This is a genomic window from Streptomyces sp. NPDC099050 (assembly GCF_044759865.1).
In the GTDB taxonomy this organism is placed as follows: Bacteria; Actinomycetota; Actinomycetes; order Streptomycetales; family Streptomycetaceae; genus Streptomyces.
Map to the genome: position 1 here is coordinate 25,510 of NZ_JBIWAE010000020.1, position 24,976 is coordinate 50,485.

Annotated in this window: 24 protein-coding genes; 14 read left to right on the top strand and 10 right to left on the bottom strand. The window is 72.0% G+C overall.

Features of this window, described 5'->3' with window-relative positions:
• Nucleotides 1-17 precede the first annotated feature (17 nt).
• From pstS to ACIQV3_RS29060, 3 genes are all read right to left on the bottom strand, one after another.
• Nucleotides 18-1,154: a phosphate ABC transporter substrate-binding protein PstS gene (gene pstS / locus ACIQV3_RS29050; protein ID WP_403716965.1), complete on the bottom strand. Its 1,137-nt coding sequence runs from the start codon at nucleotides 1,152-1,154 to the stop codon at nucleotides 18-20.
• 394 nt (nucleotides 1,155-1,548) lie between these two features.
• Nucleotides 1,549-2,505, bottom strand: coding sequence for a CHAD domain-containing protein (locus ACIQV3_RS29055; protein ID WP_403716969.1), 957 nt, complete (start codon nucleotides 2,503-2,505; stop codon nucleotides 1,549-1,551).
• A complete protein-coding gene (locus ACIQV3_RS29060; protein ID WP_403716971.1) occupies nucleotides 2,486-4,816 on the bottom strand; it encodes an RNA degradosome polyphosphate kinase in 2,331 nt (776 codons plus the stop codon). Before ACIQV3_RS29060 ends, ACIQV3_RS29055 begins: the two co-directional genes overlap by 20 nt.
• Nucleotides 4,817-5,314: 498 nt before the next feature.
• On the opposite strand from ACIQV3_RS29060, the gene ACIQV3_RS29065 reads away from it, so the two are divergent.
• Nucleotides 5,315-5,599: a hypothetical protein gene (locus ACIQV3_RS29065; RefSeq protein ID WP_403716973.1), complete on the top strand. Its 285-nt coding sequence runs from the start codon at nucleotides 5,315-5,317 to the stop codon at nucleotides 5,597-5,599.
• An 86-nt stretch (nucleotides 5,600-5,685) separates the two neighbouring features.
• Here the strand turns inward: ACIQV3_RS29065 and mshD are convergent, their stop codons facing one another.
• Nucleotides 5,686-6,624, bottom strand: a complete 939-nt coding sequence (mshD, locus tag ACIQV3_RS29070; RefSeq protein ID WP_403716975.1) for a mycothiol synthase — start codon at nucleotides 6,622-6,624, stop codon at nucleotides 5,686-5,688.
• 217 nt (nucleotides 6,625-6,841) lie between these two features.
• Here mshD and ACIQV3_RS29075 point away from each other — a divergent pair, with 217 nt between their 5' ends.
• Nucleotides 6,842-8,665: a bifunctional metallophosphatase/5'-nucleotidase gene (locus ACIQV3_RS29075; protein WP_403716978.1), complete on the top strand. Its 1,824-nt coding sequence runs from the start codon at nucleotides 6,842-6,844 to the stop codon at nucleotides 8,663-8,665.
• Between the two features lie 62 nt (nucleotides 8,666-8,727).
• Here ACIQV3_RS29075 and ACIQV3_RS29080 read toward each other — a convergent pair whose 3' ends face one another.
• Nucleotides 8,728-9,540, bottom strand: a complete 813-nt coding sequence (locus ACIQV3_RS29080) for an alpha/beta fold hydrolase (RefSeq protein ID WP_403716980.1) — start codon at nucleotides 9,538-9,540, stop codon at nucleotides 8,728-8,730.
• Between the two features lie 157 nt (nucleotides 9,541-9,697).
• Here ACIQV3_RS29080 and ACIQV3_RS29085 point away from each other — a divergent pair, with 157 nt between their 5' ends.
• Nucleotides 9,698-10,267, top strand: coding sequence for a TetR/AcrR family transcriptional regulator (locus ACIQV3_RS29085; protein WP_403716982.1), 570 nt, complete (start codon nucleotides 9,698-9,700; stop codon nucleotides 10,265-10,267).
• Between the two features lie 75 nt (nucleotides 10,268-10,342).
• Complete coding sequence (locus tag ACIQV3_RS29090; RefSeq protein WP_403716983.1) at nucleotides 10,343-11,308, top strand: phosphatidylinositol-specific phospholipase C; 966 nt, start codon at nucleotides 10,343-10,345, stop codon at nucleotides 11,306-11,308.
• On the opposite strand, the gene ACIQV3_RS29095 is transcribed toward ACIQV3_RS29090, so the two are convergent.
• The 5 genes from ACIQV3_RS29095 to ACIQV3_RS29115 form a co-directional block, all read right to left on the bottom strand.
• Complete coding sequence (locus tag ACIQV3_RS29095) at nucleotides 11,288-12,733, bottom strand: sensor histidine kinase (RefSeq protein WP_403716985.1); 1,446 nt, start codon at nucleotides 12,731-12,733, stop codon at nucleotides 11,288-11,290. The two genes, ACIQV3_RS29090 and ACIQV3_RS29095, sit on opposite strands and share 21 nt — an antisense overlap.
• Nucleotides 12,730-13,476, bottom strand: a complete 747-nt coding sequence (locus ACIQV3_RS29100; protein ID WP_403716988.1) for a response regulator transcription factor — start codon at nucleotides 13,474-13,476, stop codon at nucleotides 12,730-12,732. The genes ACIQV3_RS29095 and ACIQV3_RS29100 overlap by 4 nt, the downstream gene beginning before the upstream one ends.
• A 65-nt stretch (nucleotides 13,477-13,541) precedes the next feature.
• The gene (locus ACIQV3_RS29105; RefSeq protein ID WP_403716990.1) at nucleotides 13,542-14,771 is read right to left on the bottom strand and encodes a S1C family serine protease; all 1,230 of its coding nucleotides are present in this window, start codon (nucleotides 14,769-14,771) and stop codon (nucleotides 13,542-13,544) included.
• A 249-nt stretch (nucleotides 14,772-15,020) separates the two neighbouring features.
• Complete coding sequence (locus ACIQV3_RS29110) at nucleotides 15,021-16,043, bottom strand: LacI family DNA-binding transcriptional regulator (RefSeq protein WP_403716992.1); 1,023 nt, start codon at nucleotides 16,041-16,043, stop codon at nucleotides 15,021-15,023.
• 81 nt (nucleotides 16,044-16,124) lie between these two features.
• Nucleotides 16,125-16,895 carry a response regulator transcription factor gene (locus tag ACIQV3_RS29115; protein ID WP_385371149.1) on the bottom strand — a complete coding sequence of 257 codons (771 nt, stop codon included), beginning with the start codon at nucleotides 16,893-16,895 and terminating at the stop codon, nucleotides 16,125-16,127.
• 509 nt (nucleotides 16,896-17,404) lie between these two features.
• Here ACIQV3_RS29115 and ACIQV3_RS29120 point away from each other — a divergent pair.
• From ACIQV3_RS29120 to ACIQV3_RS29165, 10 genes are all read left to right on the top strand, one after another.
• Nucleotides 17,405-17,659 (top strand): MoaD/ThiS family protein, encoded by a 255-nt coding sequence (locus ACIQV3_RS29120; protein WP_403716996.1) that lies wholly within the window; start codon nucleotides 17,405-17,407, stop codon nucleotides 17,657-17,659.
• Nucleotides 17,660-17,669: 10 nt separating this feature from the next.
• Nucleotides 17,670-19,106 (top strand): hypothetical protein, encoded by a 1,437-nt coding sequence (locus ACIQV3_RS29125; RefSeq protein WP_403716998.1) that lies wholly within the window; start codon nucleotides 17,670-17,672, stop codon nucleotides 19,104-19,106.
• A gap of 175 nt (nucleotides 19,107-19,281) precedes the next feature.
• On the top strand, nucleotides 19,282-19,995 hold the full coding sequence (locus ACIQV3_RS29130) for a DUF2993 domain-containing protein (RefSeq protein ID WP_403717000.1): 714 nt from the start codon (nucleotides 19,282-19,284) through the stop codon (nucleotides 19,993-19,995).
• Between the two features lie 164 nt (nucleotides 19,996-20,159).
• Entirely contained in the window at nucleotides 20,160-20,243 is an 84-nt protein-coding gene (locus tag ACIQV3_RS29135; protein WP_350206375.1) for a putative leader peptide, read from the top strand.
• Between the two features lie 176 nt (nucleotides 20,244-20,419).
• On the top strand, nucleotides 20,420-21,265 hold the full coding sequence (locus ACIQV3_RS29140; RefSeq protein WP_112449118.1) for a sulfurtransferase: 846 nt from the start codon (nucleotides 20,420-20,422) through the stop codon (nucleotides 21,263-21,265).
• A 72-nt stretch (nucleotides 21,266-21,337) separates the two neighbouring features.
• Nucleotides 21,338-21,631, top strand: coding sequence for a DUF1416 domain-containing protein (locus tag ACIQV3_RS29145; RefSeq protein ID WP_403717004.1), 294 nt, complete (start codon nucleotides 21,338-21,340; stop codon nucleotides 21,629-21,631).
• A gap of 172 nt (nucleotides 21,632-21,803) precedes the next feature.
• Nucleotides 21,804-22,067, top strand: a complete 264-nt coding sequence (locus tag ACIQV3_RS29150; protein WP_250744599.1) for a DUF3099 domain-containing protein — start codon at nucleotides 21,804-21,806, stop codon at nucleotides 22,065-22,067.
• A gap of 186 nt (nucleotides 22,068-22,253) precedes the next feature.
• On the top strand, nucleotides 22,254-22,997 hold the full coding sequence (locus ACIQV3_RS29155) for a hypothetical protein (protein ID WP_403717009.1): 744 nt from the start codon (nucleotides 22,254-22,256) through the stop codon (nucleotides 22,995-22,997).
• The gene (locus ACIQV3_RS29160; protein ID WP_403717011.1) at nucleotides 22,994-23,878 is read left to right on the top strand and encodes a hypothetical protein; all 885 of its coding nucleotides are present in this window, start codon (nucleotides 22,994-22,996) and stop codon (nucleotides 23,876-23,878) included. Before ACIQV3_RS29155 ends, ACIQV3_RS29160 begins: the two co-directional genes overlap by 4 nt.
• The gene (locus ACIQV3_RS29165) at nucleotides 23,875-24,909 is read left to right on the top strand and encodes a hypothetical protein (protein ID WP_403717013.1); all 1,035 of its coding nucleotides are present in this window, start codon (nucleotides 23,875-23,877) and stop codon (nucleotides 24,907-24,909) included. Before ACIQV3_RS29160 ends, ACIQV3_RS29165 begins: the two co-directional genes overlap by 4 nt.
• Nucleotides 24,910-24,976: the final 67 nt, after the last annotated feature.

Genomic DNA, 24,976 nt, shown 5'->3' on the forward strand with positions numbered 1-24,976 from the left:
GGTCCCGGGGGTCTGGATCAGGCGAGCTTCGCGATGACTTCGCGGACCTTGGCGTTGATCTCGGCCGGGATCGGCGCGTAGCCGTTCTCGGTCAGGACCTTCTGGCCCGCGTCGGACGCGGTGTAGTTCAGGAAGGACTTCACGGTCGGGAGAGTCTCGGCCTTGTTGCCCTTGTCGCAGACGACCTCGTAGGTCACCAGGACGATCGGGTAGGCGCCGTCGGCCTTGGTGGCGTAGTCGAGCTTAAGCGCCAGGTCGTTGCCGGTGCCGGAGATCTTGGCGGCGGCGATGGCCTTGGAGGCGTTCTCGCCGGTGGCCTTGACCGGGGCAGCGGCGCCGGTGGCGACGTCCACGGTCTTGATGCTCTGCGAGGAGGCGTACGAGAGCTCGAAGTAGCCGATCGCGCCGTCGACGGCCTTGACCTGCGAGGCGACACCGGAGGAGCCGGAGGCGGCCTGGCCACCCGGGGCCGGCCACTTCTTCGCGGCCTCGTACGTCCAGGCCTCGGGAGCGGCGGCCTTGAGGTACTTGCCGAGGTTCTCGGTGGTGCCCGAGTCCTCGGAGCGGTGGAACGCCTGGATCGCGGTGGCGGGCAGCGTGACGCCGGGGTTCAGCTTCTTGATCGCCTCGTCGTCCCACTTCTTGATCTTGTCGTTGAAGATCGCGGCGAGGGTGGGGGCGTCCAGCGTCAGCTTGTCCACGCCGGCGACGTTGAAGCCGATGGCGATGGGGCCGCCGACCATGGGCAGGTCGATGCCCTGGCCGCCGGTGCAGATCTTCTTCGACTCTTCGACGGCCTCGGGCTTCAGCGCCGAGTCCGAACCGGCGAAGCCGACGGTGCCCTGGTTGAAGGCGACGATGCCCTCACCGGAGGAGGAGGACTTGTAGTTCACCTCGACGCCGGGGCAGGCGGCCATGTACGCCTTCACCCAGAGGTCGATCGCGTTCTTCTGCGCGGAGGAGCCCGAGGCGAGGAGCTTGCCCTTGGCGCCGTCGCACTTGATGTCGCCCACGGCGGCGGAAGGCTTGCCCGAGGCGCCGGCGTCGGTCTTGGTGTTGTCGTCCGAGCCGCACGCCGTGAGGACCAGGGCGCCGGACACGACGAGCGCCCCGAGGGCGGAGGCACGAAGCATGTTCTTGCGCTGAAGCTTCACTTTCGGGTGTTTCCTTCCAGAAGCCGCCGGCCGCTTTCTGAATCGGGGCGGCGTGCGAAGAGGACTACGTCGGTTGCCCGGAGAAATCGTCCGCCTTCGCGGCGACTCGCTCCCTGCACCTCCGAAGTTAGGCAGATCAGGTGAAGCGGCCGACCGGGGTAAGTGAACGGATGGTGAACCGTGGCGGACGGGGTGGTGCGTTTGGGCGGCGCCACAGCCCGGCGTCATCTTCTGTTACCCCGCCGTTATCGCGGCGTGACCGGGGGGTGGCCGGGTCGGTCGTGGAGCCGTGGGTGCGTGCGGCGCCGTTGCCGGCGGCCGGCCCCTGGCCCCCGGCCCCCGTGCCTCAAGCGCCGGCGGGGCTGGACGTGCCCCGGCGGCGTGGGGCGTGGGGTCAGGCGGGCGCGTGGCTGGAACTGGCCGGTTGCCAGATGTGCTGGAAGGTGGCGCGGGACGCTTCGACCTCGTGTCGCTGGTCCGCGTGCAGGACGCCCAGGGCGTACGCCGTGGCCGGGGTGATGCGGGGGGTGCGGGCGGCCGTGGCCGAGGCGGCGGCCGCTTCGGCGGCGTCGCGGTGGCGGGTCAGGGCCTGGCCCGCCACCGTCAGGCGGGCCACGTCGCCGCCCAGGGCCTCCTGGGCGTAGCGGTGGACGCGCAGCAGGCGGCGCACCTCGTTCCACGCGCTGTCGTGGTCCGCGTCGTACGGGTGCGAGGGCGAGGGGTCCGGCAGGGTGTGCACTGCCGTGGACAGGCGGGAATGAGCCACCTCGGCCAGGGGTACCAGGACCTCGTCCACCCGCCCCCGGGCCGCTACGGGGTCCAGCGGGACCTCGGAGGCCAGCACCGCCACCGCGTCCGCGACCGCGTGGAAGCGGGAGGAGCCCAGCGCCTGCAGGGTCGCGGAGTGGGCCCGGGTCCGGGCCAGGGTCAGCTGGCGCTCCAGCAGGGCGCCCGCGCGGGCCGAGCCCACGGTCAGCGAGCCCGCCGTACCCCGGGGCGCCGGTACCTCGGGGCTTCCCGACAGCCGCTGCAGGGCGTCCATCAGGCGTAGCAGCCGGGCCGCGTACGCGTGCTCGTCGGCCAGCGTCGCCGAGAGCCAGACCAGCTCGGTGCGCAGCGAATCCGCCCAGGAGGAGTCGGCCACCGCCCTGAACGTGGACAGGGAGCAGGAGATCCGGCGCGCGGCCCCCCGCAGGCCGCGCGCCGCCTCACTGCCGTCGGCGCCCCCGTTCGCCGCGCCCTCCTCGTGCAGGCGCAGGCCCCGCAGGAACGCGGTGGCCTGCGCACGCAGGTACGTACCCAGTACGGTGCCTGCCGTCGTCGCGGTCAGGTCATGATTTGGCTGAGCCACGCCGGCGCCTCCGGGCGTCAATGAGCATCTCCTGAACGTGCCGCAGCGGCTGGCCCTCGCTGTCCGTGCTGTGCCGGGTCCATTCGCCGTCCGGGCCCAGGTGCCAGGAGGTGGTGGCGTCGGACATCCCGGTTTCCAGCAGCCGGTCCAGTGCCGCGCGGTGGGCCGGGTCGGCGACCCGGACCAGTGCCTCGATACGGCGGTCGAGGTTGCGGTGCATCATGTCGGCGCTGCCTATGTACACCTCGGGTTCGCCGCCGTTGCCGAAGGCGAAGACCCGGGAGTGCTCCAGGAAGCGTCCGAGGATCGAGCGGACCCGGATGTTGTCCGAGAGCCCGGGGACACCGGGGCGGATCGCGCAGATGCCGCGGACCCAGATGTCGATGGGCACGCCCGCCTGCGAGGCCCGGTAGAGGGAGTCGATCAGTGCCTCGTCGACGATCGAGTTCATCTTGAGGCGGACGTACGCGGGGCGGCCCGCCTTGTGGTGCGCCGCCTCCTTGTCGATCCGGGAGATCAGGCCGTCGCGCAGCGAGCGCGGGGCCACCAGCAGCCGGCGGTAGGTCTCGCGGCGCGAGTAGCCGGACAGCCGGTTGAACAGGTCGGAGAGGTCGGCGCCGACCTGCGGGTCCGCGGTGAGCAGGCCGAGGTCCTCGTAGAGCCGTGCCGTCTTGGGGTGGTAGTTGCCGGTGCCGACGTGGGAGTAGCGGCGCAGTGTGTCGCCCTCCTGGCGGACGACGAGCGACAGCTTGCAGTGGGTCTTGAGGCCGACGAGGCCGTAGACGACGTGGCAGCCGGACTCTTCGAGCTTGCGGGCCCACTTGATGTTGGCCTGCTCGTCGAAGCGGGCCTTGATCTCGACGAGTACGAGGACCTGCTTGCCGGCCTCGGCGGCGTCGATCAGGGCGTCCACGATCGGGGAGTCGCCGGAGGTCCGGTACAGCGTCTGCTTGATCGCGAGGACGTCCGGGTCGGCGGCCGCCTGCTCCAGGAAGGCCTGCACGGAGGTGGAGAAGGAGTCGTACGGGTGGTGGAGCAGTACGTCGCGTTCGCGCAGCGCGGCGAAGATGTCGGGCGCGGACGCGGACTCGACCTCCGCGAGGTCGCGGTGCGTGCCGGCGACGAACTTCTTGAACTTCAGCTCCGGGCGGTCCAGGGAGGCGATCCCGAAGAGGGCCGTGAGGTCGAGGGGCCCGGGGAGCGGGTACACCTCGGACGGGTTGACCTTGAGCTCCTGTACGAGCAGGTCCAGGACCCCGGGATCGATGGACTCCTCGACCTCCAGGCGCACCGGCGGGCCGAAGCGGCGCCGCATCAGTTCCTTCTCGAGGGCCTGGAGGAGGTTCTCCGCGTCGTCCTCCTCCACTTCGAGGTCCTCGTTGCGGGTCACGCGGAACATGTGGTGCGCGAGCACCTCCATGCCCGGGAACAGCTCCTCCAGGTGCGCGGCGATGACGTCCTCGAGCGGGACGTAGCGCTGCGGGGAGGCCTCCAGGAAGCGGGAGAGGAGCGGCGGGACCTTGACGCGGGCGAAGTGGCGGTGGCCGCTGACGGGATTGCGTACGACCACGGCCAGGTTCAGGGAGAGGCCGGAGATGTACGGGAACGGGTGCGCGGGGTCCACGGCCAGCGGGGTGAGCACCGGGAAGATCTGGTTGCGGAACAGGGTGAAGAGGCGCGCCTGCTCCTTCTCGGTGAGGTCGGGCCACCGGATGAGGTGGACGCCCTCCTCGGCGAGCTGGGGGGAGATGTCCTGCTGGAAGCAGGCGGCGTGGCGGGCCATGAGCTCGCGCGAGCGGGTCCAGATCTGGTCCAGCACCTCACGGGGCTGGAGGCCTGAGGCCGAACGGGTGGCGACGCCGGTCGCGATGCGGCGCTTGAGGCCGGCGACGCGGACCATGAAGAACTCGTCGAGGTTGCTCGCGAAGATCGCCAGGAAGTTCGCGCGCTCCAGGAGGGGCGTCGTGGGGTCCTCGGCGAGCTCCAGGACGCGCTCGTTGAAGGCGAGCCAGCTGCGCTCCCGGTCGAGGAAGCGGCCCGGGGGCAGCTCACCGGTGTCCTTGTCGTCGTAGGCGTCCAGGTCCGCGTCGAGATCCGGTTCCAGATCGACGTGCGGGCGGTGGGCGGCTATGGACCCCAGGCGCGCGTGGGCGCCGGTGGCCGCGCGCGCGGCGACCGCCTCGGGCGTGGCGGCCGCGGCGGCCACGGAGGCGGAGATATCGGCGGCCGACGGCGCGGACGGGGACGCGAACTTGTTCGGCGGCTGCTGGGTGGGGACCTCGGTGGGGGCTGCGCTGGGCTTCTGGCTCATGACTCCATTCTTCCGCGTACGCGGAAGGACAGGCGCGTCGGACGGGTCTGCCGTCAGTCGGAGTCGGGGTTGCATGCCGTCAGCTTCACGACCGCGCATTAATGCCCGGTTAATGGCGTATGGCTTCCAGGGTCCGGGCGGGGGTCGTCTGGTGGCGACGGGGAGCGGGGGAGCCGTGGCTGCGCCTGGGAAGCGGGGCCGCCCGCCGCCGTCCGTGCCGGGCCCGGTGGGGTTGCCGACGGGTGCGGCGGGGCCGGGCCGGGTCCACGACGCCTGGGCTGCGGCCCGCGCCGGCGCCGTGGGAGGGGCCTGCGGGTGCGTGGGGGCGGGGGGTGTTCTAGCGTCGGTAGGAGGGAGGGATGTCCGGCCGAGCCGGTCCGGTACGGGGACCGGGCCCGGGGCCGTACGCCGGCCGCGTGCGCTCGGCGCCGTTTCCGCGGGCAGGTCCATGCCCCGGCGCCCCGGCCGCGCGGTGATGCCCGAGAGCAGGTACCTCCCATGCGCACGTCGACCCGTATCACCGGTGTTCTCGCCGGTCTGACCCTCGCCCTCGGTGGCGCGTCCCTGGCGGCTCCGGCCGTGTACGCGGCTCCCGCCGACGTCTCGGCCTGCATCAACCAGGTGGAGCGGGAGCTGAAGGGCGGCGAAGCTCCCGCTTCCGTCCGTGCGTCCTGCTACATCGCGCTGAGCGGCGCCCAGGACGAGTGCGTGTCCGGTCTGACCGAGGGCGCCGGTGTGACCAAGGGGACCGCGGAGACCGCCTGCGAGCTGGGCGCCAAGTAGCCGAGTAGCCAAGTAGCCGAGTGCCCGAGTAGCCGAGTCGCGGAGCAAGGGCGCTCCCGGGCGGCACCCGGCCGCCCGGGTGCCGGTCAGCTCTCCGTGCGGTACATCAGGTCCACCTCGTGGGTGGAGAACCCGAGGCCCTCGTACACGGCCAGGGCCGCCGGGTTGTCGGCGTCCACGTAGAGCATCGCCGTGGGCAGGCCCGCCGCGGCCAGGTGGCGCAGCCCGATCGCGGTGAGGGCCTTGCCGAGGCCGCCGCCCTGCGCGCCGGGGCGTACGCCGAGGACGTAGACCTCGCCCAGCTGCTGCTCGGCGTGCACCTTCGTCCAGTGGAAGCCGATCAGTTCGCCGTCCCGTTCCGCGAGGAAGAAGCCCCGGGCGTCGAACCAGGGCTGCGCGATGCGGTCGTTGAGGTCCCGCTGCGTGAGGGAGCCCTGCTCGGGGTGGTGGGCGAAGGCCGCCGCGTTGACGGCCAGCCAGGCGGCGTCGTCGGCGCCGGGCACGAAGGTGCGAACGGTCACGCCGGCGGGCAGGACCGCCTCCGGCAGGGGGGCTGTGCCGGCGTACTCGCCGAGCGGGCGGCGGAGCTGGCGCAGTTCGCGGAACAGGGTCAGGCCGAGCACCTGCGCGAGGTGCCGGGCCGCCGACTTGCCGCCGTGCGCCCACACCCGGATCCGCTTGCCCGAGGCGGCCAGCAGGGCGGTGCCCAGCGCCCGCCCGTGCCCGCGCCCGCGGAGTGCGGGGTGGACGACGAGCTCGGCGGCGGGGGCCTCCACCGGGTCGGTGTCCTCCAGTTGCCCGTAAGCGGTGAGCCGCCCCTCGGCGGTGAGGAGGAAGTGGCGGATCCCCTCCCTGGCTCCGCCGCGCAGCTGGAGCCGGCCCTGCTCGGACACGGCGGTGGTGCCGTCGGTGCGGGCCGCGTCCTCGATCAGGGCGAGAACGGCGTCGGCCTGTTCGTCCGTCAGTTCGTCGAGGGTCTGGATCTGCCGTCCCGGCTCCAGGACCACTGCTGCGTCGTCAGTCATGGAACCGAGCCTACGACCACGCCGGGGGCTCGGCGGGGTGCGGCCCGGGCGGGTGGCGGGACTGCCGCGCTGTCTGTCCCGCGAACGGCCTGCCGACGGCTCCCCGTCGGTCGCGTGTAACCAGCTCGATACCCGGTACCCCCTGTCGCGCTACGCGCGTTGACTCTAGGCTTCGGCAGACCTCCCGAGATGTATCGCTGTCCACAAAGGGGAACAAATGTCAGCGACGCCACAACGGCACCGCCGAACCCGCCGGTTGGCCCTCACCGCCCTCGCCGTGGCCACGGCCGGCGGTGCGATGATCGCCGCCGCCCTTCCGGCCGGAGCCGCGAGTGGTGACGGATACGGCCGTGACCACGGCCGCACCGTCGACGTGCAGATGCTGTCGTTCAACGACCTCCACGGCACGCTGGAGCCCCCGCAGGGCTCCTCGGGCACCGTGACCGAGCGTCAGGCCGACGGCACCACCAAGGCCATACCCGCGGGCGGTGTCGAGTACCTCGCCACCAGCCTGCGCGAGGCCCGCAAGGGCCACCGCTACTCCGTCACCGCCGCGGCCGGCGACATGATCGGCGCCAGCCCGATGGTGTCGGGCCTCTTCCACGACGAGCCGGCGATCGAGGCGCTCAACGACCTCGACCTGGACGTGAGCGGCGTCGGGAACCACGAGTTCGACGAGGGCAAGGCCGAGCTGCGCCGCATGCAGTACGGCGGCTGCCACCCGGTCGAGGGCTGCTTCGAGTACGGCAAGGAGTTCGGCGGCGCCGACTTCAAGTACCTCGCCGCGAACGTGGTGGACGAGAAGACCAAGCGTCCGATGCTGAACCCCACCTTCATCTGGAAGAAGGGGGACGTGAAGATCGGCTTCATCGGCGTCACCCTGGAGGGCACCCCCGACATCGTGACCGCCGACGGGGTCAAGGGCCTCAAGTTCGGCGACGAGGTCGAGACGGTCAACAAGTACGCCGAGGAGCTGAACCGCCAGGGCGTGAAGTCGATCGTGGCGCTGATCCACGAGGGCGGCCTGCCCGCGAGCGGCGCGTACAACTACGACTGTGACGTGCCGGGCGCCGGCGCCGGCATCTCCGGGGCCATCGTCGACATCGCGAAGAACATCTCGCCGAAGGTCGACGCCCTGGTCACCGGCCACACGCACCAGGCGTACGCGTGCAACATCCCCGACCCGGCGGGCAACCCGCGCACGGTCACCTCGGCCGCCTCCTACGGCCGGCTGTTCACGGACACCACGCTGACGTACGACCGCGCGACCAAGGACATCGTCCGTACGCCGGTCGCCTCGCCGCTGGTGGTCCAGAAGGTCGTCAACCGGGACCAGCCCAAGGCCCCGGACCTGACCGCGCTCATCCAGCGCTGGAACGCGCTGGCCGCGCCGATCGCGAACCGTCCGATGGGCTACATCTCGGCCGACATCGCGGGCCGCGGCTCGGCGGAGTACGAGAAGCCGCTCGGTGACGTGATCGCCGACGCACAGCTCGAGGCCCTGGCCCCGGCGGCCAAGGGCGGTGCGCAGCTCGCCATCATGAACCCGGGCGGCATCCGCGCGGACCTGGCCTACAAGGCCGCCGGCGCCGAGGGCGACGGGGTGGTGACGTACGGGGAGTCGTACACGGTCCAGCCCTTCACCAACATGATGACGGTCGTCGACCTGACCGGTGCCCAGCTGATCACCGCGCTCCAGCAGCAGGTCACCGGCCCGGTCAACGGGGTGAACCCGAAGATCCTGCAGGTCTCCAAGGGCTTCTCCTACACCCTGGACACCACCAAGGCGGGCGCGGACCGCATCGTGGTGGACTCGGTGAAGCTGAACGGCGAGGCCATCGACCCCGCCCGGACCTACCGGGTCGCGATGAACGAGTTCCTCGCGGGCGGCGGTGACGGCTTCGGCGTCCTGAAGGAGCACAAGAACAAGCTGGTCGGCGCGTCCGACCTGGACGTCTTCAACGCCTACCTGAGCGCGCACTCCTCGGCGGCCGCGCCGCTGGCCCCGCCGGCGGCGGACCGGATCACGGTCATCAAGTAGCACCTGCCTCTTGAGGGGCGGTGGGCCATCGGCCCGCCGCCCCTTCGGCGTTCCCGGGCGGCTCACACCGTCTCCAGGAAGCCGCGCACGGCCTCCGCGAGGCCCTTCGGGTCCTGGAAGGGCACGAAGTGCTCGGTGTCGAGGCCGACGTACGAGGTGCCGGGGCGCCGGGCGACCATCGCGTCGGCCAGTTCCCGGGAGAGCACGTCGCTGCGCAGCCCGTGGACGATCAGCGCCGGGCAGGTGCTGGCGAGCCAGACGTCCCAGCGCGGGCCCTCGTCCCCGGCGAGGGTGGCCAGGGTCGCCGCGGGGTCGAACGGCAGCCGCCAGCCGGAGTCTCCCGGCAGCGGGCGCAGGAACGGCCCGGTCCCCTCGGCGAGCGGGCCGAGGGCTTCGAGGAGTTCCTCGCGGGTCGGCGCGGTGTACGGGAGGACGTGCAGGAAGTCCCAGAAGGACGGGCCGTCCCGGCGCGGGCTCTCCACCGGGGTGTCGACGTTGATCAGGGCGGACACCAGGTCGGGCCGGGCGGCGGCCAGCTGGTAGGCGTTGACCCCGCCGAGGGAGAAGCCGAGGACGGGCACCGGGCCGCCGGGGGCGAGGTGTTCCAGCAGGGCGGCGGCGTCGGCGGCGTAGCCCGCGCGGCCGTACTCGGAGGCGAGCTCGGAGTCGCCGTGCCCGCGCTGGTCCGGGGCGATGACCCGCCACCGCTCGCCGAGGTCGGCGGCGAGGGCGGTGAAGTGGGCGCCCTCGGAGAGCCCGCCGTGGAGGGCGAGCAGCGGGCGGCCGGGGCCGCCGAAGTCCAGGTAGGACAGGGTGCGGCCGTCGATCTTCAGCTCGTGGCGGATGGCGTTGGCCGGCGTGGCGTTGGTCGGCATGGCGTTGCTCTCCCCGTGTGTGCTGGTCGGGTGTGCTGGTCGGTGGGCCCGGGACCCGGTCTCCGCCCCGGGAGCCAGGCTGCCAGGATTTGGGCAACCGCGCAATACGGTTGTATAGCGCGCCTGCCCAAAAACCTGCCGCGGATACGATCCGGACATGGGAAATCGCGAGGACCTGCTGGCCGGAGCCCGGCGCTGCCTGGAGGAGAAGGGCTACCTCCGGACGACCGTGCGCGATATCGCTTCGGCGGCGCAGGTGAGCATGGCCGCGATCGGCTACCACTTCGGCACCCGCGAGGTGCTGCTCAACCAGGCGCTGTTCGCGGCCATGGACGAGTGGGCCGCGGGCTCGGGCCGGCTCACCGGGCAGGGCGACACCGCGCGGGAGCGCTACGCCGACACCTGGGACCGCAAGATCCGGGACTTCGGCGAGATGCGCTGGCTCTGGACCGCCTCCGTCGAGGCCTTCGCGCACGCGCAGTCCTCGCCGGAGCTCCTCGCGGTCCTGGCGGAGGGGCAGCGGCAGAACCGGCGCATGGTGGCCGCGCAGTTGCGCGGGGTCCCCGTCGAGGAGGTCGAGGAGGAGGACGTACGGAGCCTCGGATCGGTGCACATCGCGCTGCTGACCGGGGTCATGGTGCAGGTCCTGACCGACCCGGAGCACGCGCCGGACGGCCGGTCCCTCGCCCAAGGCCTGCGCCTGATGGCGGAGTTGCTCGAAAGCTGACGCTACCCGTGGGTAGTAATGCATGGCTCCGCACGCCATAATCCGGGCCACCACTGGGTCGGCAAAGGGGCGGGCATGGGCGTGGACGCGGGCGTAGGCACGGATGCGGGCGCGGGCGCGGGTGCAGGTGCAGGCACGGGTGCGGGCGCGGGCACGCCTACGGGGCTGCGCCGGCGCAGCTTCCTGGCGGGGGCCGCCGCCCTGGGCGCCGCGGGCGCCGTAGCCGGGCTCGGCGCGGCGCCGGCCGCCGCCGCCTCGGCACTCTCCACCCAGGACTGGATGAGCGGACTCGGGGACGCCACCCCCCTCCAGCGGATGACCATCCCCGGCACCCACGACTCGGGCGCCACCCGGGGCGGGCTCTACGTCGCCTGCCAGAACACCTCGATCGCCGACCAGCTCGGCTCCGGGATCCGCTTCCTCGACGTCCGCTGCCGGGTGACCGGCGGATCGTTCGCGATCCACCACGGCGCGTACTACCAGAACCTGATGTTCGGCGACGTCCTCGCCGCCTGCTGGAACTTCCTCGCGGCGCACCCCTCCGAGACCGTGCTGATGCGGCTCAAGCAGGAGTATTCCGAGGAGAGCGACGCCACCTTCCGCGCCGTCTACGACGACTACCTGAACAACCGGGGCTGGAGCCCGCTGTTCAAGGTCGCGGACTCGCTGCCCACCCTGGGCCAGATCCGCGGCAAGGTGCTGCTGCTCCCCGACAACGGAGGCCTGCCCGGCGGCCTGCGCTACGGCGACGGCAACGTCTTCGACATCCAGGACGACTACATGGCCGAGCCCTTCGCCAAGCGCGGCAAGATCGAGAACCACTTCCGCAAGGCGGTCCAGCAGCCCGGCAGGTTCTTCATGAACTACACCAGCACGGCCGCGGCCCTGCCGCCCCGCTGGAACTCCGACCGGCTCAACCCGCAGGTGCACGCCTTCGTCGACGGCTCCGAGCTCACCGGCCGGACCGGGCTCGGGATCGTCCCGATGGACTTCCCCAACACCCGCTCCGGCCTGGTCGCCTCACTGATCCGGCACAACTGACACCTGCGCCGGCGGCGGAGTCGGGGCGCCCGGGATGCTGAGGACCGCCTCCGTGCCCCGGCCGCCGTCCGCCGGGGCGCGCAGGGCGGCCGTACCGCCCGCGCGCTGCACCGTACGGGCCACGATGGACAGGCCGAGGCCGCTGCCGGGCAGGGCCCGGGCGGACGGGGAGCGCCAGAAGCGCTCGAAGACGTGCGGGAGGTCGTCGGCCGGGATGCCGGGGCCGCGGTCCCGTACGGTCAGTTCGCCGGCGCGCAGCGACACGGTGACCGTGCTGCCCGGCGGGCTGAACTTCACCGCGTTGTCCAGGACGTTGACCACCGCCCGCTCCAGGGCCGCCGCCTCGCCGCGTACGTACCAGGGCGCCAGGTCCGAGTCGAACTCCAGCTCCGGGCCGCGCAGTCGGGCCCGGGACAGCGCCGTGCCCGCGATCTCGTGCAGGGCCACCACGCCGAGCGGGCCGGGAGTGGCCGCGTCCGGACGGGACAGCTCCTGCAAGTCGCCGATAAGCGAGGCCAGTTCCGTCATCTGCGCCTTGACTGAGGCCAGCAGTTCCTTGCGGTCCTCCGGCGGGATGGCCCGGCCGGTCTCCTCGCTGCGCGCCAGCAGTTCGATGTTGGTACGGAGCGAGGTGAGCGGGGTGCGCAGCTCGTGCCCGGCGTCCGCGATCAGCTGGGCCTGGCGTTCCTGGGAGGAGGCGAGGGCGGCCGTCATCGAGTTGAAGGACCGCGACAGGCGGGCGATCTCGTCGTCGCCCTCGTCGGGGATCCGGACGGTGAGGTCCTCGGTGCGGGCGATGTGCTCGACGGCGCCGGTCAGCTCGTCGACCGGGCGCAGGCCCGTACGGGCGACCCAGAGGCCGGCGACGCCCGCGCCGAGGATGCCGACGGCGGAGACGAAGAGGAGGACCCAGGCCAGGGTGGACAGGGGTTCGGTGACGTCCGAGAGGGGCTTGGCCACCGAGATGGCGGCGATGGAGTTCTGCGCGCCCGGCCCGCCGGACAGCTCCACGGGCTGGGTGTAGACGCGTACCGGGGTGCCGTCCGTGGTCTTGCCGTCGTACAGGGTCGCGCCGCGCACCCCCTTGGCCACATCGAGGTCGTAGTCGGTGACCGGGAGGGTGTTCTTCCCGTCCACCCAGCAGCGGCCGCCCTCGGGCAGCACGATCTGGACCTGCGCGCTCAGGTTGTTCTCGAAGGGGCCGGGCACCTTGTCCTGGCAGCCGAGCCGGTTCAGCGTCTGGCTCGCCTGGGCCCGGGCGTTGGTGGACCGCAGGGAACTGTTCAGCTGGTCGTTCAGCTGCGTGCGGACCATGAACCAGCTCACGCAGGCCACCGCCGCGACGGCGAGCGCCACCGCGACGGTGACCAGCAGCGCGAGCCGGGACCGCAGCGGCAGCCCGCGGAATCTGGCGGCGGGGCTCACTCCGGACCGCCGGGGTGGTCGCCGGCCCCGGCCGCGCGCAGGACGTAGCCCACCCCGCGCACGGTGTGGACCAGGCGGGGTTCGCCCCCGGCCTCGGTCTTGCGGCGCAGGTACATCACGTACACGTCGAGGGAGTTGGAGCTGGGCTCGAAGTCGAAGCCCCATACGGTCTTGAGGATCTGCTCGCGGGTCAGGACCTGGCGCGGGTGCGCGAGGAACATCTCCAGCAGGGTGAACTCGGTACGGGTCAGCTCCACCGGGCGGCCGCCGCGGGTGACCTCGCGGGTGGCGAGGTCCATGCGCAGGTCGCCGAAGGTCAGCGCGTCTTCGGCCTCGCCGCCCCCGGGGGAGGGCGCGGCGTAGGAGCTGCGGCGCAGCAGGGCGCGGACCCGGGCGAAGAGCTCGTCCAGCTCGAACGGCTTGACCAGGTAGTCGTCGGCGCCCGCGTCGAGGCCGGTGACCCGGTCGCCGACCGTGTCGCGGGCGGTCAGCATCAGGACCGGCGTGGTGCTGCCGGCGGCGCGCAGCCGGCGGGCGGCCGTCAGCCCGTCCATCCGCGGCATCTGGATGTCCAGGATGATCAGGTCGGGGGCGTACGCGTCCACCTGGTCGAGGGCGTCGAGCCCGTCGACGGCGGTCTGCGTGCCGTACCCCTCGAAGGCCAGGCTGCGGCGCAGGGCCTCGCGTACGGCCGGTTCGTCGTCGACGACGAGGATGCGCTGCTGGTCGCCTTCGGCGCTCATACGGGGTCCCCCCAGGTGGTGGTCGGTCTCCTACCAGGCTCGCACGGGCGGGCTGGTAAGTCGGGCTAGAAGGAGGTCCCGAAACCGTTCGCGGTGGTGCCGTTGTTGTTGCCGTTGCCGTCGCTGTTGCTTCCGTCGCCGCCGGGGCCGCCCTCGCGGAGCGAGGGGAGGTCGGCCTTGATGGTGTTGACGGGGATGGCGAAGCCGAGGCCGACGCTGCCGGCGGAGCCGCTGCCGCTGGAGGGGGAGTAGATCGCGGAGGGCATGCCCACGATGTCGCCGTTCATGTTGACCAGGGCGCCGCCGGAGTTGCCCGGGTTGAGGGAGGCGTCCGTCTGGATGGCCTTGTACGAGGTGGTGTCCGTGCCGGTGTCCCCGTTGAACTGCTGCCCGCCGTAGGAGAAGGGGAAGCCGTCCTCGGGGGACCGCTGCTTCTGCTCCGACGTGGGGACGTTCACCTCGCGGTTCAGCGCGGAGACGATGCCGCTGGTGACGGTGCCGGTGAGGCGGTCGGGGGAGCCGATGGCGACGACCTCGTCGCCGACCTTGATGTTGTCGGAGTTGCCGAGGTTCGCGGGCTTGAGGCCGCTCGCGCCCTCCAGCTTGATGAGGGCGAGGTCCTTGTCCGGGTCCGTGCCGACGATCTTCGCGCTGTACTTCTTGCCGTCGCTCATCGTCACCTGGATCTGGCTCGCGCCGTCGATCACGTGGTTGTTGGTGACGATCTCGCCGTCGGCGGTGATCACGATGCCGGAGCCGGTGCCCTGGCCGGAGCCGGTGCGGGTGTCGATGCGGACGACGGAGGGGCTGACGTTCTCGGCGACGCCGGAGACGGTGCCGTTGCTCGACTGGGAGATGGTGCTGCCGTTGACGCCGGTGCCGGTGCCGTTGGTCTTGTTCAGCATCTGCTGGACGGCGGCGGCCGTTCCGCCGCCGACCACGGCGGCCGCGAGGGCCACGGCGGCGAGGAGGGCGACCGGGCGCTTGGCCCGGGCGTGGCCCTGGCCCTGGCCCTGCGGGGCGGGGGCCGCGGGGGCGGCCTCGCCCCAGGTGGCCCAGCCGCCGTCGCCGCTCCCGCCGCCCCGGGGGACGGTCTCGCCCTGGATGACCGGGGCGGCGTGCGCCTCGTGCCAGCCGGGGGCGGGGGTCGCCGGGGGGTAGGCGGGCGGAGGCGGGTAGGCGGCGTCCTGTGCGAGCCGGTCACGACCGCGCTGCCGGTCCTCGCCCCAGGGGGCGGGCTGCTCGGGGCGGTTTTCCTGGGGGTACTCGCCTTCGCGGCGGAGGTTCTCGGTCATGGGTATGACTCTGTCCGCGGATCATGAGAGCTTCCTGAGTCCCGGCTGAGAAGCCCGACAGAACCGTGTATGCCCGATATAAGGCCGGGCTCCGCCCCGGATCCCTTGGGGCTCAAACGCCGGCGAAAATCCAGCCCCTCCGGCGTTTGAGGAGCGGGGGTCCGGGGGCCTGGCCCCCGGGTACGGCGCCGCACGCGGTTACGGCGGGGAGCACGCTCCGGGGTGCCGGGTTCCCTCAGCGGCCAGCTGTTAGCGGCAGCCGCAGGAGCGGCGGATGACCAGGGCCGAGGGGAACTGCTTCAGGCGTTCGCGGCGGGAGCCCGCCACCCGCAGGGCGTCGTCCAGGACGAGGTCCACCGCCGCGCGGGCCATCGCCGGGCGGTCCGAGGCGACCGTGGTGAGGGGCGGGTCCGTCAGGGCCGCCTCCTTGACGTCGTCGAAGCCGGCCACGGCCAGCTCCCCGGGCACGTCGATGCGCAGCTCCCGCGCCGCGCGCAGGACGCCGATCGCCTGGTCGTCCGTAGCGCAGAAGATCGCCGGCGGGCGGTCCGGTCCGGCGAGGAGCTCCAGGGCCACCTTGTACGCGTCGTAGCGGTTGTACGGCGCCTGGAAGAGCCGGCCCTCCACCGAGCGGCCGGATTCGAGCATGGCCCGCCGCCAGCCCTCGACGTGGTCGGCCACCGGGTCGCCGACCTCGGGGGTGTTCTCGACGCCGCCCAGGCAGGCCACGTAGGGGTGCCCGTGTTCGAGGAGGTGCCGGGTGGCGAGCTGCGCGCCGCCGATGTCGTCCGTGACGACGGCGACGTCGTCGATGGCCTCGGGGCGCTCGTGGAGGAGGACCACGCGGGCGTCCCACGCCTCGATCTCCGAGGCGGCCTGCTCGCTCATGCCCTGGCTGACCAGGATCAGGCCGGAGACCCGCATCCCGAGGAAGGCCCGCAGATAGTGGACCTCGCGCTCGGTGCGGTAGTCGGAGTTGCCGACCAGCACCATCTTTCCGCGCTCGGCGGCGGCCTGTTCGACCGCGTGCGCCATCTCCGCGAAGAAGGGCTGGCGGGCATCGGGGACGATCATGCCTATGAGGTCGGTGCGGCGTGAGGCCATCGCCTGGGCGACCCGGTCCGGGCGGTAGCCCAGTTCCTTGATCGCGGCGAGGACACGCTCGCGCGTGGCCGGGGCAACCGGCCTGGGTCCGTTGTTGATGACGTAGCTCACGACGGCGGTAGAAGTACCCGCTAGTCGTGCCACGTCATCCCGCGTCACCTTGGCCACGCGCGGAAGTCTACGCGGGGTGACCTACCTCTGGGCAGGGCGTCCGGAGGAGGTCATTCCCACAGCTTCTTCACCCAACCCCTAGTCCATCCGGGTGAGTGCCGCCGCGGCCCGCGCGGAGGCCTCGGCCGCCGCCTTCGTGGCCGCCTGCGCGGCCGCTTCCGCCGCCGCCCGTTCCACCTTCTCCGGGGTGACGAAGCGGTACCCGACGTTGCGGACGGTGCCGATCAGCGACTCGTGCTCGGGCCCGAGTTTCGCGCGCAGGCGCCGTACGTGCACGTCGACGGTGCGGGTGCCGCCGAAGTAGTCGTAGCCCCACACCTCCTGGAGGAGCTGCGCGCGCGTGAAGACCCGGCCCGGGTGCTGGGCGAGGTACTTCAGGAGCTCGAACTCCTTGAAGGTCAGGTCCAGGACCCGGCCCTTCAGCTTCGCCGAGTACGTCGCCTCGTCGACCGACAGGTCACCGTTGCGGATCTCCATCGGGGAGTCGTCCGAGCCGAGCTGCTGGCGGCCGGTGGCGAGGCGCAGCCGCGCCTCGACCTCGGCCGGTCCGGCGGTGTCGAGGAGGACGTCGTCGATGCCCCAGTCGGCGGTGACGGCCGCGAGGCCGCCCTCGGTGACGACGAGGATCAGCGGGCAGCCGGGCCCCGTGGAGCGGAGCAGCTGGCACAGCGACCGCACCTGGGGCAGGTCGCGGCGGCCGTCGATCAGGATCACGTCGGCGCCCGGGGTGTCGACGAGGGCGGGGCCCTCGGCCGGCGCCACCCGGACGCTGTGGAGCAGCAGGCCGAGGGCCGGCAGGACCTCGGTCGAGGGCTGTAGGGCGTTGGTCAGGAGCAGGAGTGAGCTCATGCCCCACCACCTGCCCGGGTCGGGCGGAAGTACTGCTGGTGTGCGTGCGCAGGTGCGTGAGCCGGTACCTCTGCCCGCACCTGCACTTGCACGACGGTTCGCTGGTCCATCACGTCGGTTCCTCCTCGGTCCCGTCGAGGACTTTCGCGGCACTGCTTCGTACGACTTGCCGGTGTCCGCCCGGTCCCCGCGCCCTGAGGCCCGGATGGACACCACTGTTCTCGGTCCGTTCAACGTGCTGAAAGCACAAAAGGACCCGGGGGCTACGTTGCCCGGATCCTCTCGGCAGCAGAATAGCCCACCCGCACCGGCGGGGCCGAGGCTTCTGCGCCTTCCACTTCTGTGGTTCCCGCCACCCCGGAACCCGCATATGCGCCGGTTTCACCGGATCGGTGGACCGGGTGCGGGCCGCCCGGGCGCAGGCGGGGCGCGCGGAGGCACGCCGGGATCGGGGGCGCGAGGGGTCATGATGGAGGCCGACGGCAGAGCGCCGACGAGAGGAGCGTGCAGTGGCAACCGGAACCATCCGCTACTGGGCGGCGGCTAAGGCCGCGGCCAAGACGGCGGAGGAGCCGTACTCGGCGCGGACACTGGCCGAGGCGCTCGACGCCGTGCGGGAACGCCACTCCGGGGAGCTGACCCGGGTCCTGCTGCGCTGCTCCTTCCTCGTGAACGAAGAACCCGTGGGCAAGCGCCCGCACGATTCCGTCGAGCTGACCGAGGGGGGCACCGTCGAGGTGCTCCCGCCGTTCGCGGGCGGGTGAGCGGACCCCGATGACTACACCGAGCACGCCCGAGGAACATCAGCGGCAGCAGCAGCACCTGCAGCAGCAGCGCCTGCAGCAGGAACAGCAGCAGCACCTGCAACGGCAGCAGCAAGAGCAGCCCGACGCGTACGGGACCCAGACCTGGCAGTCTCCGACGTGGGACACCTCGTACCAGCCGGTCGTGGCCCCGCTGGACGGCGTACCGGCGCAGTACCCGGTCGCCCCCGAGGGCTGGTTCCGCGAGGAGCCGCAGGAGCCGCAGGGCCCGCAGGTGCAGCAGCAGCCGCAGGCCCAGGCGCCCGTCTCCGGCCAGGAGTGGGGGCAGCAGCAGGCGTACGCGGATCCGTACGCGGATTCCTACGCGGCGCCGGCCTACCCGCAGCAGCCGTGGGGGGAGACCGCCTACCCGGCGTCCTACCCCGGCCCGTCCGACCCGTTCCAGCCGGAGGCGCAGGCGCAGGCCCAGGCCCAGGCCCAGGCCCAGGCTCCCGCCCCCGCTCCGGCGTGGGCCGCGGAGCACGTCCAGAACCAGGTCGAGGCCCAGATCCAGGCCCAGGCCCCGTACCTCCCGCAGCAGGCGGCCGAGGTCCCGGGCGGGGTTCCCGCCGCGGACCCGGTGGCCGGCGGGACGACGGCCGAGGAGGAGCCCGCCTGGTCGCCGCCCACCCTCGCGGGCAACACGCTGCGCGCCGTGGACCCGGCCCAGGCCCGCGCAGAAGGCCGCTCGCCGATCATCGATCCCGGTCCGCAGGCGGCCATACTGACGGCCGCCCTCGGGCTGGTCATCGCGGGCGCCGCCGCGCTGAGCGAGTACGCGCTGCTCGCTCCGCTGATCGCCCTCCAGGGCCTCACCGCGGCGGGCTGGTTCCGCCTCAACGGCATGTGGCCGGCCCGTCAGGGCATCGCCCTGGCCTTCGCCGGGGCGGTCGTCGCCGATGCGGCCGTGCTCGCGGTGGAGGAACCGTACGGCCCCGGCGCGATCGTCGGCACCCTCGGTGCCTGGGTGGTGCTGACGCTGGTGCTCCAGCTGCGCAGCCGCGCCGAGCCGGACGAGCGGATGTACGGGCTGATGGCCTCGGTGGCCTCGGCCGCGCTGGCCATCGTCTGCGCCGGCTACCTCGCCGCCGACTCCGCCGCCGCGAGCGTGGGCGCCGCCGCCGTGGCGGTGGCCGTCTTCGCCCGGGCGCTCCCGCTGCCCACCGCGCCCTCGGTCGGCGTCTCGCTGGCCGCCGCGGCCGGTGCGGGCATCGCCGTGGGCGGGCTGACGTCCGTGGGCGCGGGCGGCGCGCTGATCGGCCTGGCGGCCGGGGCGTGCGCGCTGATCGGGCTGCGCGTGGCGGCGTACGACTACCCGTCGAAGTTCGTCCACATGACGGCCGGTGTCGCGCTGCCGCTGGCCGCGGCGGCCCCGGCGGTCTACCTGATCGGCAGGGTGGTGGGCTGACGGGGCGGAGGCCTCCGCCTCCTCCCTCCCCCCTCCACGGCGCCCGCCCCGCTCACCCGGGGCGGGCGTCGTCACACCGCGGCACGCTCCACCTCACACCCCGTCATCTCACAGCGCCCTCACGGCCGGACATGGTCCACTGGCCCGACGTACCAATCGTCTGGGGGGTGGGCACGTGCGTGTCCTGCGTGTCGTTGTGATCATCGGAGTGGTCCTCGGCGGCCTGTGCGTCGGGCTGGACCGCTGGGCGGCGGGCTACGCCGAGGACCGCATGGCGGAGCGGATCTCGGCCCGGCAGGGCCTGTCCGGGGTGGAGGTGGACATCCAGGGGTTCCCGTTCCTGACCCAGGCGCTCTCCCGCGACCTCGACCAGGTCGACCTGAAGGTGGCCGGCGCCGCCGTGGCGACCTCGGACGGCCGTACGACGCACCTGTCCCGGCTGCGGGTCGCCTTCCGCGGGGTGGAGCTGAACGGCGACTACAGCGGCGGCACCGCCCGCTCCGCCACGGGCTCGGCCCTCGTCACGTACGCCGACCTGACCGCGGCCGCCCAGCCCGGGGTGACGGTCGCCTACGGCGGGGCGCCCGGCAAGCTGAAGGTCACCGCGAGCGTGGAGTTCCTCGGCCGCACCCTCAGCCGCAGCGTGGTCTCGACGGTCTCCCTGGTCGGCGGCGGCGAGGGGAAGGACGGGAGCACCGTCCGGGTCCGCGCCGACGAGGTGCCGGGCGAGGGCCTCCCCGGCATCGAGGCCGTGGTGCGCAGGAAGACCGACTTCGACCGGCGGATCGACGGGGGTCTGCCGTCGGGGGTCCGGCTGACGACGCTGACCGCGGACGAGGCCGGTGTGGTGCTCACCCTAGGCGGTACGAATCTGGCACTGGCCGGATAGTGAGACGAGTGGGTCCGATGCGCAGATGGGAGGGCCGTACGGAGCCCCGCGCGGCCCGTTCCGGAAGATCGGGAAGGTCTCTCATCCCAGTATTCGGACGATCCTGTCTCGAAATATGACACGGCGGTGACAGGGCGGCCGATTCGTCCCTACGATCCATGGCTATGAAGCATCAGCAGGCGGATCTCACGAAGCGACGGGCAGTAGACCTGTGTCGCGTCGCCGCCATGCTCTGTCGATCCATGTGACGTGTGAGCGCATCCCGCTCCATAGCCGGACGACGGCCTTCCGCTTTCCCGTGTGACCACCTCTGCCTCCCGCCCTCCTGAAGCCTCCCCGCATCAGGACCGCTGGGCGCACCCGGACGCACGCACCCCGCACCACCAGCACCACCCCGCCGCACACTGCCCCGGAGGAGAACACCATGAGCCGCAGCGACGTCCTCGTAGACGCCGACTGGGTCGAGGCCCACCTGAACGACGCGAACGTCGTCATCGTCGAGGTGGACGAGGACACGTCCGCGTACGACAAGAACCACATCACCAACGCCGTCCGGATCGACTGGAAGAGCGACCTCCAGGACCCGGTCCGCCGTGACTTCGTGGACCAGGAGGGCTTCGAGAAGCTCCTCTCCGCCAAGGGCATCTCCAACGACGACACCGTCGTCCTCTACGGCGGCAACAACAACTGGTTCGCGTCCTACGCCTACTGGTACTTCAAGCTCTACGGCCACCAGGACGTCCGCCTGCTCGACGGCGGCCGCAAGAAGTGGGAGCTCGACTCCCGCGACCTGGTCGACGGCACCGAGGTCCCCAGCCGCCCGGCCACCGAGTACAAGGCCAAGGCCCAGGACACCTCGATCCGCGCCTTCCGTGACGACGCGGTCGCCGCGATCGGCACCAAGAACCTGGTCGACGTCCGCTCGCCCGACGAGTTCTCGGGCAAGCTGCTCGCGCCGGCGCACCTCCCGCAGGAGCAGTCGCAGCGTCCGGGTCACATCCCGAGCGCCCGCAACATCCCGTGGTCGAAGAACGCCAACGACGACGGAACCTTCAAGTCCGACGAGGAGCTCACCGCCCTCTACCAGGCCGAGCAGGTCGACCTGGCGAAGGACACCATCGCCTACTGCCGCATCGGTGAGCGCTCCGCGCTCACCTGGTTCGTGCTGCACGAGCTCCTGGGCCAGGAGAACGTCAAGAACTACGACGGTTCGTGGACCGAGTACGGCTCGCTGGTCGGCGTGCCGATCGAGCTCGGCGCCAACAAGTAGTTCCAGACACCCAGCGTTCGTTCCGGGCATGCGACGCCCGTAGTCATACCTCTCTAGGACAGGACAGAGAACATGTGTGGAGCACAGATCGGCGGGCCCGACCTCTCGACGCTCAAGCCCGGTGAGACGGCCATCCAGGGCCAGGTCACCAAGGACGGCGAGCCCATCAGCGGTTACGTCCGCCTGCTGGACTCGACCGGCGAGTTCACCGCCGAGGTTCCGACCTCGGCCACCGGCCAGTTCCGCTTCTACGCGGCCGAGGGCTCCTGGACGCTGCGCGCCCTCGTGCCCGGCGGCGCACAGGCGGACCGCGCCGTGGTCGTCGTCGAGTCCGGCGGCGTCACGGACGTGGCGATCGCGGTCTGAGCACCGCACTTGTGTGACCGCATGACCGGCCGAAGGGCCGCACCCCCGGGGGTTGGACGCCACTGGTTCGGGTGCGGCCCTTCGTGTCGTTCCGGGCCGCTCGGGCCGCTACGGGCCGGTCCGGACCGTAGCGGGCCTCCCCGGGAGCGCGGGGCGGCCCTACCCTGGAGGCATGTACGCCCGGCGCCGGCGCGCCTATTTCCTGCTCATGGGCGGATGCCTGTTCCTCTTCGTCTCCGCCTGGTCCTTCGTGCGCCTGTGGTCGGTCGAGGCCGCCGTGGCGCTGTGCGTGGTCGCCATGGTCATTCCCCCGGTCGCCGCGATGGTCGCGAACCGGCGCGGTCCGGACGACCGCTGGTGGGACGACCCCTCGGGTGACGCGAAGTCCGACGAGTGGTGGGACGAACTGGACGGAAAGCGGCGCCATGAGGATTGAAACTCGTTGAGATAAAAATGTAATAAGCATGATCGCGGCATCTCCCCACGCGAGGGTGTTTTCTGTGTACGCGGGCGAACGATCCGCGACTCCAGTCCTGTGGGGGGACCTCTTTTGGAACACGAACAGACCATCCCTGAGCAGCGGAAAGAGGGGGAGACCGTCCCGGAATCGGGCACTCCGGACGTGATTGCGGGCGCAATCACGACCTCCTCCCCCCGCCGCCGCAGCCGTACGCTCCTCCTGATCGCGGGCGCCGTCGTCCTCGGCGTCCTGGCGGGCACGGTCACCGGTTACGCGATCCAGTACGACCGCGAACCGACCCCGCTGGCCCCGCTGGCGCAGGCGGACCTGGTGCACCCGAAGGCGCTCGCGCCCGACGACGCGACCACGCACAAGACGATCAACGCGCAGCGCTGGCACAAGACGGACGACGACCTCGCGAAGCTGCTGATCGAGGCGCCGGCCGGGTCGAAGCAGGAGGGTTCGGGCTACGAGCCCATCGAGTACTTCGCGACCTTCTTCAAGGAGCCCGACGGCCAGCTGCGCTACCTCGCCGAGCAGAACATCCGGCGGATCGCGTCGGTGAGCTGGGCGGTGAACGACACGACCTTCGTCAACGTGCGGCTGATCCAGTTCAACGACCGCTCCGGGGCCGACAGCTACCAGATCAATCAGTCGAGGTACATGCCCACGAAGGAGTACGCGGGCAACGACGGCGTGGCGATCCCGGGTCTCCCCTCGGAGCTCGGGCACGTCTGGGTGGACTCCGAGGCCGAGGAGAAGGCGGGGTACCTGCCGATGCGCGACGCCCGCGCCCTCGCCCGCCGGGGCGACATCGTGCTCGACATCAACTACGTGAACAACCGCGGCAAGGTCAGCGAAAGCGATGTCGTGGACCTGGCCAAGCGACAGCTGGAGCGACTGTGACCGAGCCGCAGAACGACGTGACTCCGGCCGCGGCGGAGCTTCCGGCCGCTGCGGAGCCCGTGGCCGCGGATCCGACGTCCGGCGCGGAGCCCGGCGCGGAGCCCGGCGCGGAGCCCGGCGCGACCCAGGCCCCGCCCGCGAAGCCCGCGCGCAAGGTCAGCCGCAAGACGGTCGCCCTGATCGCCGGCGGCGTGGCCGCCGCGGTGCTCGTGGGCGGTGGCGTCTGGGCGTCCTCCGCGATCGCGGACGCCGACCGGGACGCGCCCACCGCCTACTGGATCCCCATCGGTGCGGAGCCCGCGAAGCGCGAGGCGCCCGGCTCCGTGCCGACGCACGCCCTCTCGGGCAAACTGCTGCCGCTTCCGCCCGGGTTCCTGCTGGGTCCGGACCTGGAGGAGGACGGCAACAACTTCTTCGTCTCCGGCGAGAAGGCGATCGAGGGCCTCAAGGAGACCCGCGCCGGCCTCACCAGCTCGGAGCGCAAGGACCGCGACAAGATGCTGGCCGGGCTGAAGCTCAAGGGGCTGGCCGGGCGCAGCTACGTGAACGAGCGGACCAGCTGGTACGCCGAGGTCCGCATCATGCAGGCCGACCCGAAGGCCCTGGGCGCGTTCTCGGCGGTCGGCAAGAAGTTCCTCGACTTCACGGGTGACGGCCGCAAGGCGCCGAAGGTGGACGGGTTCCCGGACGCCAAGTGCTCGCTGGAAGCGGTCGGCGAGAAGAAGAAGGAAAAGATCGACTCGATCGACTGCGTGGCCGTCGAGGGCGACGTGATGGTCACCTTCCGCGCGTACGGGCCCAAGCCCTTCGCCACCGCCAACGCCGTCGCGCTCTTCCAGAACCAGATGAACCACCTGAAGTCCCCCGGGGAGTCCGCGTGACCGAGCAGCACACCACCGGACCCGTGTCGGCGCTCCCCGAGGACGCCGCACCGCGGCCCGCCGAGGACGCCGTACCGCGGCCGGCCGTGGACGCTGTCCCGCAGCCCGCCGAGGACGCCGTCCCGCAGCCGGCCGTGGACGAGCAGGGGGCCGCCCGGGCCGCCGCGTTCGCCGCGGACCCGCTCGCGGCCAACCCCTTCGCCGCCCCGCAGGCCCCGGAGGTCCCGGCCGCGCCCAAGGACCGCCGCAAGCTGTTCGCCGCGCTGCGCTGGACCGCCGCCGTACTCGTCTTCGCAGCCGTCGGCACGGGTGTCGCGTACCAGGTCACCCAGCCCGAGCGCACGGACATCCCGGGCCTGTCCACCAAGGCCGACGGTCGCTTGGACTACCCGGCGCTGGAGAGGCCGGCGCTGCCGGCCGGCGCCGCGCTGCCGTTCGCCGAGGACAACCCGCTCGGCATCCACTACGCGGGGCTCACCCAGCTGCTCCTGCCGCCGCCCACCGGCTCCAAGCCCGACTCCACGCTGAAGCTGGAGAAGGACGAGGTGGTGACGGTCGACACCTTCCTGGCGGAGTACGTCGACACCTTCCGCGGGAAGATGAAGGCGGAGCTCGCGAACGAGGGTCTGCGCCAGATCGTCGCCCGCGGCTGGACCACCCCGGACGGCACGCGCACCCGTGTCTACCTGCTGCGCTTCCATTCGCCCGAGTTCGTGAGCGCCTTCAAGGGCTGCGAGGTCTCCATGGGCCTGAACGGAGCCCTCGTGCTGGAGGCCGACCCGGTCTGGAGGGGGGTCAGGTCCTCCCAGCGCAGCGAACTGCAGTCCCACGGGAACGGTCCGATCACGCAGGGCAGCACCAGCGCGGTCACCCTCTACCAGGAGGCCAAGCCCACGGGCGACGACCAGACCAAGCTCGCGTGCATCCAGTCCGGCGACATCCAGGCCCTCGTCCTGCAGACCCGCAAGGGCGAGGTGGCGAGCGTGCCCTTCCACCAGACGGTGATCCTCCAGCACCAGCTGCTCGGCTAGCGCACGGCCGCCGCGGGAGCCCCGTACGGGCCACCTCACACCGTGCCCCGGTCCCCAGGCCAGTAGG